Source organism: Indolivaga macrotermitis, from assembly GCF_900128985.1.
Taxonomy (GTDB): domain Bacteria; phylum Bacteroidota; class Bacteroidia; order Bacteroidales; family Dysgonomonadaceae; genus Dysgonomonas_A; species Dysgonomonas_A macrotermitis.
Genome location: NZ_FQUC01000018.1, coordinates 35,216 through 49,532, shown reverse-complemented (window position 1 = coordinate 49,532; position 14,317 = coordinate 35,216). Strand labels below are relative to the sequence as shown.

Sequence of the window (14,317 nt, the reverse complement as noted above, 5' to 3'; positions counted from 1 at the left end):
ATGAAAGCCAATAGAATGAGTTTAAAGATACATTGCCTTCAGCATGTCAGTTTCGAGGGAATCGGATATATCGAGACTTGGGCAAATAAGAACAATCATAAGCTGACTTTTTCTCATTTATACAAAGGAGATCCACTTCCGGCACTAACAGAGTTTGACTGGCTCATAATTATGGGAGGCCCGATGAATATCTACGAAGAAGAGAAGTATCCATGGCTTATTGCCGAAAAACAATTTATAAAAGAATCAATAAAATCGGATAAAACCGTGTTAGGATTCTGCCTTGGCTCACAATTGATAGCAGATGTATTAGGAGCTAAAGTAAGCCGGAATAAGGAAATCGAAATCGGTTGGTTCCCTATTTCTCTAACAAAAGCAGGTGAAAAAAATCTGTTGTTTGAAGGTCTAGACGTAAACAATCCGGTCTTTCATTGGCACGGGGATACATTCGACATTCCAACTAAATGTGATCATATTGCATCTAGCATTGGTTGTACGAACCAAGCTTTCATATACAAGAAAAATGTAATTGGGTTTCAATTCCATTTGGAGGTAACTCCCGAATCTATAAAAGATATGGTTCAGAATGGAAAAGAGGAACTAGTAAAAGGCGCGTATATCCAATCCAAATCGGAGATATTAGCTAAAGACGAATACATAAAATCATGTAACCAAGTTTTGGATACTATTCTCAACAGGCTCACCTTATAAGAACAAAAGGCAGAAAAGCCCTTTTCAGCGACTTTCTGCCTTCTTGTGTGCATTTTATTGGAATTATATTAAAATCTCGATTTTACCGCTTTTATTACAGCCATAAGGTCATTATCTCCCAGTTCAGCTTTCATAGCTTCTCCAAAAATTTTAGCCATAGCAGCAGAGGTTTCTGTATTCAGTCCTTCATTCTGTGCTAAACGAATATCTTTATCCATATGTTTCAGCGGGAATGCTGCCGGATAACTATCCTGAATAATACCCGGAGTTTTCATTTTAGACATAGCACTACCACAGGCACTCTCGTTTACAATAAACATCATCGTCTCACGATCAATACCATTCTTCTCGGCAAAAAGGACAGTTTCGGCCAACCCTTCCACAACTACCGACATATAATAATTTATGGCTAATTTGGCTTTCGCTCCTAATCCGGCCTCACCAAGATACAATGAAAACTTACCTAGTTTCTCAAAAAACATGGTTGCGGCCTCATAATCTATCTCACGTCCTCCCACCAAAATGATCAGGGTTCCATCGGTAGCAGGCTTTACGCTTCCTGATACAGGAGCATCGAGATAGTTACCTCCTTTAGCTTGTATTTCGTCAGATAAGCGTTTGGTCAGTTCGGGTGAAATCGTACTCATGTTTATGAATAACTTCTTCGATATATCCGATTTCATCAGATCATTGTAAACAGCAGTAACCGCCGTATCATCCGAAAGCATCGTAAAGATTACATTAGAATTCGGAACAACATCTTCAATAGAAGTAAAAGTTCTTGCTCCGGCTTCAGCCAGAGGTCTGATTTTCTCTGCCGAGCGGTTATACACTGCTACATCGAATCCACCTTTTAGTAGATTTGTTGCCATCGGGGCTCCCATATGCCCCAATCCGATCCATGTAATTTTTGGTGATAACATAATACTTAACTATTTAGTTACTTTATAAAAATCAATATACCAATCAATAAACGACTTCACACCATCCTTTATCGATGTATTTGGCTTAAAGTTTACATCATTTTCCAATTGTGAGGTATCTGCATAAGTCTGATAGACATCCCCTGGTTGCATAGGTAAGAACACCTTCTTAGCCTCTTTGTTTAATGCCACTTCTATTTCATTTATAAAATCCATCAGTTTTACCGGTGTAGAATTACCGATATTATAGATTTTGTATGGAATATCCTGCTGTGGAATATGTGTCAGGACCTTGATTATCCCATCCACAATATCATCGATATAGGTAAAATCCCGAAGCATATTTCCATTGTTGAATATCTTGATTTCATCACCATTAGCTATTGCTTTAGTAAAGAGGAAGGGAGCCATATCAGGTCTTCCCCAAGGCCCATACACTGTAAAAAAGCGCAACCCGGTTGTAGGAATTTTATATAAGTTGCTATAGGCATGAGCCATCAATTCATTCGATTTCTTAGAAGCAGCATAAAGACTCACAGGAGAATCTACTTTATCCTCTTCCGAAAAAGGAACCTTCTCATTCATTCCATACACACTGCTTGAACTTGCATATACAAGATGTTTAACAGGATTATGCCTGCAAGCTTCTAATATATTCAGGAATCCAACAATATTAGAATTAATATACGCATAAGGATTTTCTATTGAATAACGTACCCCAGCCTGAGCCGCAAGATTACATACTATATCGAATTTCTCATCAGAGAATAACTTATCAAGGTTAGTTTTATCTTCTAAATCGAGTTTTACAAAAGACAAGTTAGGAAAGATAGAACTAGAAGCTTTTTTTCCATGTTCAATATCTTTACCATTAATCCCCAATTGGTGTAAACGTCCATATTTTAATCTAACATCATAATAATCATTGATATTATCTAAACCTATAATTTCTATATTAGTATTAAGCTCTAACAACTTTCTCGTCAGAACATACCCAATAAAACCCGCAGTTCCCGTGATTAATAACTTCATGAAATAAGATTCCAAATGCTTCTTAATAACTCATTATAGAATATAGTATATATTTTCCAGTTGAGAGAATACTTCAATAAAGAAACCGTTACTTTTGATTAGATAGATACGATATCGACCCTCACTTTTCAATAATAGATATTACCCTATCTATTATCAGTTCTCTATTAAATCTTTCTTTGATTAACCTTTTTGATGATAAAGCAATTCTCGAATAATTCTCTAACGCATAAGGAAGAGAGTTTCTAAATTTCTCAGCTATATCAGTAATATCAGTCGGACTACTACATAAGCCTAATTGGTTATCTAAGATAATACAACGCCCAGCACCTGCTATCACCCCTAATATAGGTTTTCCTGATTGGAGATAAGACTGAATTTTAAATGGCTCTGTCTTATCTATACCATGATTAGGAATGAGTGATAATACCAAGGTATCACTTTGAGATAATATATCAGCAATCTGATTAGAAGGATATCTACCAAATAATTTTACATTCTTAATCTTTCTTTCTTCTATTATTTGTTTAAGTGTCTGCAAAGATGAGCCATCACCTACAATATTCAATATAGCATTATCTAAATCTGCTAGCTCCCATCCTAGCAGTACATTTTCCAGATTCTGAGATACTGATATATTCCCCGTAAAAGTAAAATTAAATTTACCCCTATCAAGTCGTAATGGGCAGACCTCCTGTTCTTCCTTGATCATCCAATTAGGAGAATATAGAATCTCTTTATCTGGAACATATTTCTGAATAGACTTTATAAATCCTTCACTTGATACTAAAATATTATCACAAGATGAGTATATCTTCTTAATAAATCTATCCAAACAATATGTTAAAGGGAATATCTTAGGAAATCCATATGCATAAACTGTATCAGGCCAGATATCAAACGTCCAAATTGTAAGAGCCTTTCTGAACTTCTTTTTTATTTCAACAGCCGGTAATCCTACAGTTAACGGACCTGTTTGATAAACCAAAATATGATCATACTCATTTCCAATCTTTCGTGCGATTTTCTTTCCGACTTTTACAAAAGTCCAATAATTTAAAATCTTCTTAATAATACTGTTTTTATAACCCTCAACAAGTTTAAACCTATGAATAGTTACTTCGCCCCATCTCTCTATACTATAATACTCATTCTTATATCCCGGAAAAATTACACTTTCTGGATATGAAGGGTATTGTGTAAGAACATCCACTTTATATCCTCTCTCCTGTAATTCTTTTACAAAATCATTAATAAGTCCATTTTCAGGATAAAAAACTTCTGTTACAATAAGTATACTCTTCACTTTCAAACTAAAATATACGTAAATTAATATGAATTAGACATCTCTAAATTATTTCTCACCCCAAACTACTCTCTTTATATAATCTGTATAAGAAATAATAATCCTTACTACTTTATCAGAAACATTAGGCATACTATAATCAGCAACAAGTCTAAAGTTTCGTCCTTCCCCATCCTCTTGAGAGTTCAGTTGGATGAGACCTTGTAGGACTCTATCTTTATTTAAACCAACCATCATAACAGAAGCTTCTTCCATAGCTTCAGGGCGTTCATGAGCCTCTCTTAAATTTAATGCTCTGAAATTCAATATCGAGGATTCTTCGCTTATAGTTCCGCTATCTGATAGTACTATCTTAGAATTCATTTGAAGCGCAATATAGTCTGTTAACCCTAATGGCTTCATAAGGTTAACATTCGGATGAAATTTCACAGCTAATTTCTCTATCATATTACGAGTACGAGGATGAGTGGAAACAATCACTGGATAGTTATAATCCTCCGCAATAGTATTCAAAATATCCACTAAATTAAAGAAATGTTCTTGAGACGATATATTTTCTTCCCGATGGGCAGATACAACAAAATATTCACCCTTCTCTAAACCCAGAGAGGATAATATTAGAGATTCTTTTATCTTCGGCAGTTGTTTCATAAGCACTTCAAACATAGGACTTCCTGTTTTAATGACCCTATCAGGACGTAATCCCTCTGCTAATAAATACTCTCTTGCAATATCGCTATATGTCAGATTAATATCTGATGTATGGTCTACAATCTTCCGATTAGTCTCTTCCGGAACCCTCTGGTCAAAACATCTATTGCCTGCTTCCATATGAAAAATAGGTATATGTCTTTTTTTTGCAGCAATAGCGCACAAACAGGAGTTAGTATCCCCTAATACAAGGAAAGCTTCGGGTTTTTCCTGTTCTAAAACATTATCGACATTAATGAGAATCTGACCCGCTGTCTGTGTAGCGTTACATCCAGCAGCATTCAAAAAATAATCCGGTTTTCTAAGTTGTAAATCTTCAAAAAACACTTCATTTAATTCATAATCGTAATTTTGTCCGGTATGTACAAGGATATGCTCAATGGCATCCGATTCATCTAATTTATTGAGAACACAAGATAATCTGATTATTTCAGGTCGTGTCCCAACGACTGTCATTACTTTTAGCTTTTTCATGTCATTCTTATTGATTAACTAATTCAGAAAATGTATCTCCATCATTGGAATCATACCACTCATTAATCCAAAACTGAGTGTACAAATCTTCTTTTCCTATATTTGTAATATTGTGTGTGTACCATATAGGCATATCCACATAAGAAGGGTTCTCTCCATCCAAAACAAAGTTCAAAACTTCATTCGTTCCTATCTTACGGAGTTGGATTCTGGCCTTACCCTTAATTACAGTAAATCTCTCTATTTTTCGACTATGATAATGATTCCCTCGAGTAACCCCTTCTTTTGTCGTTGAAAAAGAAACCTGACCGCCAAGTCCAAGCTTAATTGTTTCAACAAAAATTCCCCTATCATCACTATGTTTAACCAGCTCAAACGGAAAATAGGTTGAATAATCAATATAGCTTCGGAACGTATTAAATATATTTATATCATTTCTATCTGATAAATATGGAATTATCCCAGAATTAAAATATTGTTTTGCAAAGATACGAAGTTGATCCAAAATCTCAGATACTGACCTTTCAAAATCGAAAGGAACAGCGACCTCTTCAACACAAGGTACAGAGACAGTTTCATTCCATAAGTTTACTTTATTAATAATAAACTTACATAAAGAGCCGACATATATTAATTTTACAGGACTATCAGTGAGGATAGTAGGCTCTTCTCCATGAGTTAGTTTATAAGAGAATGTTGCTATAAAAGAGTTATAATTAGGCTTTCCGAATGGACCAAATACATTTGGGACAACTAATCCGGTAAATGATGCACAATTCTTTTTAGCCCACTGCTCGAATAAAGTGCGACCTTCTTTCTTTGATTTCCCATACAAATTATCCAACTCCTCTTGTGTCGAAGAAGAAAACAAAATATAAGGTTTCGAGTTTGTTCTTTCACATGAGTCAATTAAAAGCTTACACAATGATATATTTGTTTCATACAACACTTCAATATCATTATGTCTGTTTACAGCTGCCAAATGGACTATAACATCACATTGCTGAACGAATTCATCAAGAATACTTGAGTTTTCAAAAAAAGCATCTTCAAATAAAATTCTTTCAAAAGAGTCTGTTAAAAGACCTAACTCATTAAATAAATGGGTTCCAACAAAACCAGCCTGACCTGTTATTCCAATTTTAATCATTATTCTGAATTAATATTTAGACCAATCAACCCATAACATACTATCGTAGCGCCATGAGTCGTTTAATGCATCTTCTAATTTTTTCCCTGAGAACACAAGTAGTATAGAATCCACTTCATTTGCTTTTATACAATTAGCATAACCTTGAGGTAAACAGATTATCTCACTCTTCGATTGAGATAATCTAAATATTTCAGGTTTCAAATTTGTCGAAGGGTTTTCCCAGTTATCTATTTCCACAAAAGCTAAAGTAAAAGAACCTTTTAAACAATAAAACCACTTAGCTTCATACTGATGACCGTGCCATCCTCTCAGAGTAATTGTATCAGGATGATGGATAACGTAATACCTTTTTACTCCTTCGAAGGAGAATTTATTTAAAGATGATATTATACCCCTATCATCTGTATATATTTCACCTTCTATAACCTGTATCTTCGACATATTATTATAAATTTAAATCTTCTTTTATCAAATCAAGTTTCAACAATAATTTAGTCATTCCTTCTACATCTAAACGTGCAGTATTATGAGAATGATAATCATCTATCACAGAAATTTTCGACTCTCCTTCAATAAAAAATTTATCATAATTTAGGTCTCTATTATCAGCAGGAATTCTAAAGTAGTCACCTAAATCCTGAGATTTAGCCATTTCTTCGCGAGTGACCAATGTTTCGTATAACTTTTCTCCATGCCGAGTTCCTATTGTTAACACTTTATTCGTTGAATGATAAAGTCTTAAAACTGACTGCGCAAGAGTTTCAATTGTAGCTGCCGGAGCTTTTTGAACAAATAAGTCTCCATTATTCCCATGTTCAAAAGCAAACAAAACTAAATCGACAGCATCATCCAAAGTCATCATAAAACGAGTCATATTGGGGTCAGTCACAGTCAAGTCCTTTCCAGCCTTTATTTGATCAATAAATAGAGGAATTACAGACCCCCTACTAGCCATTACATTCCCATAACGTGTACAGCAAATAGTAGTTGAGGCATCTTGTCCTAAAGAGCGAGCTTTCGCTATTGCCACCTTTTCCATCAATGCCTTACTCATTCCCATTGCATTAATTGGATAGGCTGCCTTATCTGTACTTAAGACTACAACACGTTTTACACCATGACTTACTGCAGAGTCCAATACATTCTGCGTTCCTAATATATTAGTGTTAACAGCCTCAATAGGAAAAAATTCACAGGATGGAACTTGCTTTAATGCTGCTGCGTGAAAAATAAAGTCAACCCCTGACATCACATTATCAACACTTCGCTTATCCCTTACATTACCAATGTAGAATTTCACTTTCGGGTTTTGTAATGCATGACGCATATCATCCTGTTTTTTCTCATCTCGACTAAAAATTCGAATTTCTTTTAAGTCTGAATCCAAAAATCTTTTTAATACAGCATTTCCAAAAGAACCGGTTCCACCAGTAATCAATAAAGTTTTATCCTTAAACATAATATCTCATTAATTATAAATTACATTAAACTATCTAATCAAAGTCCTCATTTTAGCGATATTTGACGACATATTTTCAGGTATTCTCCTGCTCTCTCTTTAGCTGTTAGAAAATCTTTTAATCTTCTTTTCCCATTTTCAACTAATTTCTCTTGTAACTGTCTATCTCCAATGATATTAATAATTTTCAGACTAATATCTTCTGGATTATCAGAGTCAAAATACAATGCAGCATCTTCACAAAGCCCTCTGGCAAAAGGCAAATCTGACGTCAAAATAGGTTTATTCATCTTCATTGCCTCCGGATAATTAGCTGAAAAGCATTCTATCAATGTTGGTAAAAACAGAAAGTCACATTCAGAATACAACTTAGGACAGTCTTTCGCAAGTACAGGACCTATGTTATACATATAACATTTTGCATCTTCAGTAAATTTCTCTTCATATACCTCCCGAGACAATGTTGTTACAAATTCGACATTATCTATTCCTTTTTCTCGCAAAATTGGAATAACTTTATTTAATATATCCAAATTTTTATGGGAATAATATGCTGACAAAATTAAAAACCGAATAGTATTTTCGCGTTTATCCCTCAAAATATTTTCTTTTTTCAATGGATAATTAAAGAATGGGCTATAAGTATTAGAAACAACAAAAATATTATTCGGAGAGGCTCCTAAGAAAGGGGCAAGCCGCTTTTTGGCATCATGTGTTTCTATATGAAAAAACTGAGCATTTCTTTTATAAAAGAATAAATGTAGTCTTTTTTTCAACTCCCATTTAATCCTATCGAAAGCCGATATCTTTTGAAAAAATGGAGATTCCGGATATATATAGTGACCAGTAGCAAAGCCTAGCAGATGGGGCTTTTTGGGGGTCCAATACGATGGACCGAATATAGTAAAAACACAATCGGGATTAATCTCTTTTTCTAGCTTAGACAAAATCTTTTGTAAAAAGAGGATATTTTTAATTACATTATTTTTCCTCTCTATTAAATAGAATTTAAAGTTATCAGGATAGCTCGATACATCTATTTGATCATTAATAGATGTACATACAAATACATAATATTCATTTTCTGTATACAATTTACATTCTTCAAGAAAGGATAAGGCAACCTGTACCCCTCCTCCTGCAAACAAAGATGATGTATTAACTATTAATCTCATATTAAATATATTATCTCTAATATCTATTTGAGAAACTTAGGTATATCTTTAATCCCACACTACTCTCTTCCGATTCTCACTAGCTAATGAGAAAAAGAAAATGCTTAAGAGTAAAGCAAAAAAGATACTTCTATTAGCCAAATAGTTTCCAAAAAAGGCAAATAACAATAAACTTAAAATAAAAACGTAGCATCCCAAAAAATTTATTGATCTAATAATATAAATCAATATACCCAAGATCAACGCAAAAACTACCATTTCTATAAAATAGAAAACCCCAAAATCTTTAATAAATTGACTAATAAATGTTGATGCATTAAAACCATTTATTCCAGACTCAGGTTCAGAGTCTGCGTCACTTCCCGAAAACAACTGTTCAACTACTGTTGGTTTTTGAGTTGGAATTTCGTCAAAATACGCTCTAACAACATCATAATTTATAGCAACATATCCGTATACCCACGATAATGCAGGGGAAGCATCTTTAATCCCAATATTATTTGACAAACTATCAGAACCTCCTCCCCTAGCCTCTTGTCTAAGATTCCCAAGAAGGACAAAGGATAAAAAAACTAATAATCCTAAACAGACATATTTTAGCATTTTTTTATTTAGTAATCCTGATAAATATATCTGTTTATAAACAAAATAGCAAAGTAGGAATGAGAATAGTCTAAGTATATCTCCTCTTTTAACATGCAATACAGCAAAAACTATAATTCCAACAAAAGCAATCACCACATATTTCTTTTTGACATAAGGAGAGAAAATAAGTAGCATCCATTGCAAAATTCCTACCAGACCTGATATTCCAGGAATGCTATACTCTTCTCCTGACACAAGAAAAGTACTGTAAAATAGAGATTCTATTCTAAGACCAACAACAGAGACAATATACAGCTTAAGCCCCAAAAATCCGATTAAGAGACATATATATAGAAAATCCAAATTTACAAGAGAGTATTTCACATCTGTTTTTAATTTAGGCAGATGTTCAAACAGAAATAAAATAAAAGTAAAAGCTAATGGCCCGACCCCAAAATAGTATAAATCAACAAATGTTTTATCTGTCTGAAAAATACTTAATTTTAAACAATTAAAAGTTAGTCCTAAATAAAATATGACGAAGTATAAGTTATAAGATCTTAGTTTACATCGCCATATACTATAAAAGGCAATACATACATTAAAAAGGCCAAACAAAAAAAGAATCAGATTCCAAACATCCATATATATACTGTCTTACTTTTAAATAAAAGTAATCTTTTATTTTTAAGATAGTTGCTGTTTTCTAAAAAAAGCATTCTCTTGTTTATGTGCTATAACGATTGATAATACAAAAATTAGAATTGTCGATATTAGTGATGAATATGCAGCAAATATAATACCTCCATCTTTTAGGAAAAAAAACAGTAAAACAATGTTTAACATTGCACTAGTCAAATAAATCAAAAGATTGAGAACCGTTTTCAATACATATGTCAGATACATCAAGAAAAAAGAAGATACAACTCTCACACATTCAGCAATTAACAATACTCTAAACAAACCTAAATCATTGACGTAGGCTTTTGCTCCCATAAGAATATAAACATACTTTGAGAAAACAAATAATAGTAAAGCAAGAGATAATACGAGAAAAATCATGATATAACGGCTTTTTCTTATTAACGTCTGATTGCCTTTTGCTATTTCTCTATAATACATCATTGGATAAAACATCAATAAAAGTCCCGTAAAAAGTTTTATTGTCAACAAAGCTCTTTGGCTTACTGCATAACGCGCAACATCAAAATAACCAAAATGTTCTTTTATGAAAATTTGAGCTGAAAAATTTAATATCCAATCAACTAGTACAAGTAACATAGCAGGAATACAAAATTTAAGAATAGTCTTTGTTGGAATTATATCAAATTCTTGCTTCTCGATAGTTTCTTGCCCAGAACCTTTCAACAGTAACAGACAAACAGTATATCCTATTCCGTACGCTCCAATAATCATATATCCTGTTACCAAATCTTTAAAAAATAAGAAGAGACCTGTAATGATTAAAAAAGTTAGGAATACAGGTAAGATTCTTGCTATATTTAACTCCTTCATTTTCATTAACGACCGAAAATAGTACATTCTTTCATTATAAATGATAATAAAAGCAAAAGGAATACAGATGAAACTTTTTGTAAAAAAGAAAATAAAGAAAACCAGAACAACAGTCGAAAATAGGACAACACGATGTACGAGTCTCTTTACATGAGGGTTATCCCCTTTAATATTAAACCGAAGATAGCTAGAATATATATTTACAGATAATACTCCATAAAGCAACTCTAATATTGATTTAATATAGGAAAACCGGCCTAATTCTTCTGGTTGCAGGTATTTATTAACAACCACTATAGACAAAAGTGATAGAGCGGAGGCTATAATATAGCCTATCGAAAAATTAATAAAATCAGCTTTATAGGAAGACTCTCCTATACCTATTTTTTTTAATATTCTCAAAATATAACTTGACATTACCTAAACACTTCCTTAAATGTGACTTCAAAAAGTTGTTTTTGCAACATCAAGCTAGTTTCCAATACTTTACGTTGTTCATCTCTATTTTTATAAAGTAAGTCTATTGTCATATTTAATACAACATCATCATATTCTTCAACAACATACTTTAAACTATCTAAATTATTAAAAATACCTTGTGATTTGGTTCCATGATATGATATACAAACACAAGGAACATAAACCCCCATAGCAAATATTGTAGAATGAAGCCGAGTTCCTATAAACATATCCATCTGTTTATACATATATTTCAATTCACCTCCTTCATAATTATCACTAAAAACTGTAACAAAGGGCTTATATTTATCTGGTAATTTATTATATATTTCATAAGCTGCATGTAAATCATTATCAATAGTTACATGAGGAAATATAAATATATCACAGTTATAAGCATCTATACAATACATTATAGAATTCAGCATCATCTGCTGGAATTTGAAATCCTTATCTGCAGAAACATGTTTCACGGTCATTCCTACTCTGAATCTATCAGATAAAAGAAAGGAGCAATTAAAAGGAGTTGGTTCAAAGAAAAAAGCAATATCATTTAAATAATAAACTCTCTCTTTGGGTAGAGTCAAATAATTATATTTCTTAATACAAAAATCTTCCCTAAGAACAACAGCATCACATCTAACCAATATCTTATTTAACAAATATCTACTAAATTTCCCATAAACAGGCCCTAATGATTGACATAATATAACCACTTTTTTCTTCATCTTTATACATAGAAAAAATATATAAAGAAATCTAATCAATGCTATTTTGGATCTCAGATCCTTTTCATTACATAAAAAACTTCCTCCTTTACTGACTACATAGTCTGACGATTTAATTTCATCAATAGACCTCTTTTCGGCTTTACTAAACAAAATACTTAGCCCTATTCTTTGAGGCAAAATCATCAGTAATAGAATTCTCAAAGTATCGAAAGCAAACCTTAGCATCTTCAAAACAGCATTTTTCGAAGACCCGATATTCAATTCTCCAAATATAGCTGGAAACATCGGAATATTAGTTTTTAAAATTTCATGTTCTGTTTCAAAATAAGGATCTGACTTATTGTATGTTGACACACCAATAATCTCAGCATTCTTATCTGTTTCCTTCAAAAAATCTATTGTGGATAAAATGATCCCTAGATCTCCTTTGTTGTTGTCTGAGTAGCAATTAATTAAAGTATATTTCATTTTTTTATCACTTTACTATTCGATATAATCTTGTTATAAACAAATTCTAGAGTTTGGTCCTTTATAAGTTCCTCCGAATTTGAAAAATTAAAACTTTGGAAGAGTAATTGCTTCAGATTAACTGAGGAATCCTCTATATGTCGTTGTTTTATCCAGTAGTAACCATATTTTAAAGCATTGTTATACATATCTTCTGAAACCTGAAGATTGGAGACCCTCACTCTATCAAGTAACTCATAGTAATCAGATTCATTCTTGGCATCAAATACAATTCCTTTGTAAGAAACATTGTTTTTACCAGTCTGAATTATAGGCAATTTTTTCAGAGCTAACTCTAATCCCATCGTAGAACCATAAATAGTAACAGCATCAATAAGTTTTGCAACCTCATAGCTTGTGATTGGGTTATCTGGTTTTAAAAAGAAAACATTAGGAGGTAAAATACTATATTCGTTAAATAAAAGTTCCTCAAAAGTTTCCGTCGACTTAGCTGTTTTTCTAGATTTTTCTGCAGGATGAGCCCTTATTATTAATGCACAATCCGGATTTTCACTAAACCACTTGATAGTGCTTCTTACATAAGAACGTACAGAAGGAAAGGCTTCTGTCTTATTTAGCATTTGCCCATCCCAAGGTATATTAGTAAACATTCCGTATTTTTTCGTGTATTGAGTAATATTATCAAAGAAGGCTTTAACATCAAATTCTCCGGGAGAAAGACCTTTATAATAATTTACATAATCGACACCGCTATTTGGATCTGATTTTCTAGTAAAATAATCATTTACTATATTAATTTTCTCACCATCTAACACTATGTCCGAATAAACCTCAGCTGTCTCTTTAACAAATTCTTCTGCATAAGACATATTATGTCCAAATATTAAGTTACCTTGCCCAATATATCCTCTTCCCCAAACAAGAGAAGGTATTTTATGTTTTTTGAAGACTTCTAACACAGTCCCCCAAGTACCGTATATTCCATGAGAGATAATCAATCTATCTATTTTATACAATTTTATTATATTAGTAGTCGCTCTGGCAAATAAAAAAGAAGTATATGCAAACTGCTTAAACAGAGGCTCAGAATATGATGGTACCTCACTTCTAAGTCTATACCTCATATAAGCTGATATAATATATTCTTTTAGGTTGACCCCGTCAAACACAAAATCGTCATCAGTAACAAACTCTTTTTCATTTATAATTGCTCGTATTTTTTTTCTTTCCTCACTTGATACATAATCTGTAGCTTTTATACTTTCTATACCTAAAAAGCTTTCAAATTTACGCTGTTCTTTTAGACAAAGAGCACAGGTCAAATACTTATTTCGGGTTTCCTGAATATTCTCACATTTTATAACTAGCTGATTACACATAAAAGATTTAACAGTATATCCTTTTATCTGAAAATATTTACCAATAAGAGCTTCAAACAAGTTTGATGTAGGTGAAACCCTCAAAGGAGCAATCAATATTAACCCCTTAGTATTTTTCTGATAATCAGAATTTTTACCCAAAATTTCAGATAAAATTTTAAATGGATTCTTCTTACTACTATAACGAATCTTAAATAGTAATGGAGAAATCAGATTTATAACCTTTTGCAGCATTC

General features: G+C 32.6%; 13 protein-coding genes. 1 reads left to right on the top strand and 12 read right to left on the bottom strand.

Annotated elements, in window-relative coordinates; all coding sequences use genetic code 11:
- The first annotated feature begins 15 nt into the window (after positions 1-15).
- The gene (locus tag BUC12_RS17490) at positions 16-711 is read left to right on the top strand and encodes a type 1 glutamine amidotransferase (RefSeq protein WP_062178811.1); all 696 of its coding nucleotides are present in this window, start codon (positions 16-18) and stop codon (positions 709-711) included.
- A gap of 68 nt (positions 712-779) precedes the next feature.
- Here the strand turns inward: BUC12_RS17490 and BUC12_RS17485 are convergent, their stop codons facing one another.
- From BUC12_RS17485 to BUC12_RS17430, 12 genes are all read right to left on the bottom strand, one after another.
- The gene (locus BUC12_RS17485; protein ID WP_062178545.1) at positions 780-1,634 is read right to left on the bottom strand and encodes an NAD(P)-dependent oxidoreductase; all 855 of its coding nucleotides are present in this window, start codon (positions 1,632-1,634) and stop codon (positions 780-782) included.
- Between the two features lie 9 nt (positions 1,635-1,643).
- On the bottom strand, positions 1,644-2,666 hold the full coding sequence (locus BUC12_RS17480) for an NAD-dependent epimerase (RefSeq protein ID WP_062178542.1): 1,023 nt from the start codon (positions 2,664-2,666) through the stop codon (positions 1,644-1,646).
- Between the two features lie 121 nt (positions 2,667-2,787).
- Positions 2,788-3,972, bottom strand: coding sequence for a glycosyltransferase family 4 protein (locus tag BUC12_RS17475; protein ID WP_139262109.1), 1,185 nt, complete (start codon positions 3,970-3,972; stop codon positions 2,788-2,790).
- Positions 3,973-4,020: 48 nt separating this feature from the next.
- Entirely contained in the window at positions 4,021-5,157 is a 1,137-nt protein-coding gene (gene wecB / locus BUC12_RS17470; RefSeq protein WP_062178536.1) for a non-hydrolyzing UDP-N-acetylglucosamine 2-epimerase, read from the bottom strand.
- 7 nt (positions 5,158-5,164) lie between these two features.
- Positions 5,165-6,307: a polysaccharide biosynthesis C-terminal domain-containing protein gene (locus tag BUC12_RS17465; protein ID WP_062178534.1), complete on the bottom strand. Its 1,143-nt coding sequence runs from the start codon at positions 6,305-6,307 to the stop codon at positions 5,165-5,167.
- A 9-nt stretch (positions 6,308-6,316) separates the two neighbouring features.
- A complete protein-coding gene (locus tag BUC12_RS17460) occupies positions 6,317-6,751 on the bottom strand; it encodes a WxcM-like domain-containing protein (RefSeq protein WP_062178531.1) in 435 nt (144 codons plus the stop codon).
- A 4-nt stretch (positions 6,752-6,755) separates the two neighbouring features.
- Positions 6,756-7,769 (bottom strand): polysaccharide biosynthesis protein, encoded by a 1,014-nt coding sequence (locus BUC12_RS17455; RefSeq protein ID WP_062178528.1) that lies wholly within the window; start codon positions 7,767-7,769, stop codon positions 6,756-6,758.
- 47 nt (positions 7,770-7,816) lie between these two features.
- Positions 7,817-8,944, bottom strand: a complete 1,128-nt coding sequence (locus BUC12_RS17450; RefSeq protein ID WP_062178525.1) for a glycosyltransferase — start codon at positions 8,942-8,944, stop codon at positions 7,817-7,819.
- A gap of 48 nt (positions 8,945-8,992) precedes the next feature.
- Positions 8,993-10,174: a hypothetical protein gene (locus BUC12_RS17445; RefSeq protein WP_062178522.1), complete on the bottom strand. Its 1,182-nt coding sequence runs from the start codon at positions 10,172-10,174 to the stop codon at positions 8,993-8,995.
- A gap of 42 nt (positions 10,175-10,216) precedes the next feature.
- The gene (locus tag BUC12_RS17440; RefSeq protein ID WP_062178519.1) at positions 10,217-11,461 is read right to left on the bottom strand and encodes a lipopolysaccharide biosynthesis protein; all 1,245 of its coding nucleotides are present in this window, start codon (positions 11,459-11,461) and stop codon (positions 10,217-10,219) included.
- Complete coding sequence (locus BUC12_RS17435; protein WP_062178516.1) at positions 11,461-12,702, bottom strand: polysaccharide pyruvyl transferase family protein; 1,242 nt, start codon at positions 12,700-12,702, stop codon at positions 11,461-11,463. Before BUC12_RS17435 ends, BUC12_RS17440 begins: the two co-directional genes overlap by 1 nt.
- Positions 12,699-14,315, bottom strand: coding sequence for a hypothetical protein (locus BUC12_RS17430; protein ID WP_062178512.1), 1,617 nt, complete (start codon positions 14,313-14,315; stop codon positions 12,699-12,701). The genes BUC12_RS17435 and BUC12_RS17430 overlap by 4 nt, the downstream gene beginning before the upstream one ends.
- Between the last annotated feature and the right edge of the window lie 2 nt (positions 14,316-14,317).

Coding starts and splice junctions, on each gene's coding strand:
- BUC12_RS17485 (WP_062178545.1), bottom strand. CDS start 1,634: ATGTTATCACCAAAAATTACATGGATCGGATTGGGGCATATGGGAGCC.
- BUC12_RS17440 (WP_062178519.1), bottom strand. CDS start 11,461: ATGTCAAGTTATATTTTGAGAATATTAAAAAAAATAGGTATAGGAGAG.
- BUC12_RS17480 (WP_062178542.1), bottom strand. CDS start 2,666: ATGAAGTTATTAATCACGGGAACTGCGGGTTTTATTGGGTATGTTCTG.
- BUC12_RS17465 (WP_062178534.1), bottom strand. CDS start 6,307: ATGATTAAAATTGGAATAACAGGTCAGGCTGGTTTTGTTGGAACCCAT.
- BUC12_RS17435 (WP_062178516.1), bottom strand. CDS start 12,702: ATGAAATATACTTTAATTAATTGCTACTCAGACAACAACAAAGGAGAT.
- BUC12_RS17430 (WP_062178512.1), bottom strand. CDS start 14,315: ATGCTGCAAAAGGTTATAAATCTGATTTCTCCATTACTATTTAAGATT.
- BUC12_RS17445 (WP_062178522.1), bottom strand. CDS start 10,174: ATGGATGTTTGGAATCTGATTCTTTTTTTGTTTGGCCTTTTTAATGTA.
- wecB (WP_062178536.1), bottom strand. CDS start 5,157: ATGAAAAAGCTAAAAGTAATGACAGTCGTTGGGACACGACCTGAAATA.
- BUC12_RS17455 (WP_062178528.1), bottom strand. CDS start 7,769: ATGTTTAAGGATAAAACTTTATTGATTACTGGTGGAACCGGTTCTTTT.
- BUC12_RS17450 (WP_062178525.1), bottom strand. CDS start 8,944: ATGAGATTAATAGTTAATACATCATCTTTGTTTGCAGGAGGAGGGGTA.
- BUC12_RS17460 (WP_062178531.1), bottom strand. CDS start 6,751: ATGTCGAAGATACAGGTTATAGAAGGTGAAATATATACAGATGATAGG.
- BUC12_RS17490 (WP_062178811.1), top strand. CDS start 16: ATGAGTTTAAAGATACATTGCCTTCAGCATGTCAGTTTCGAGGGAATC.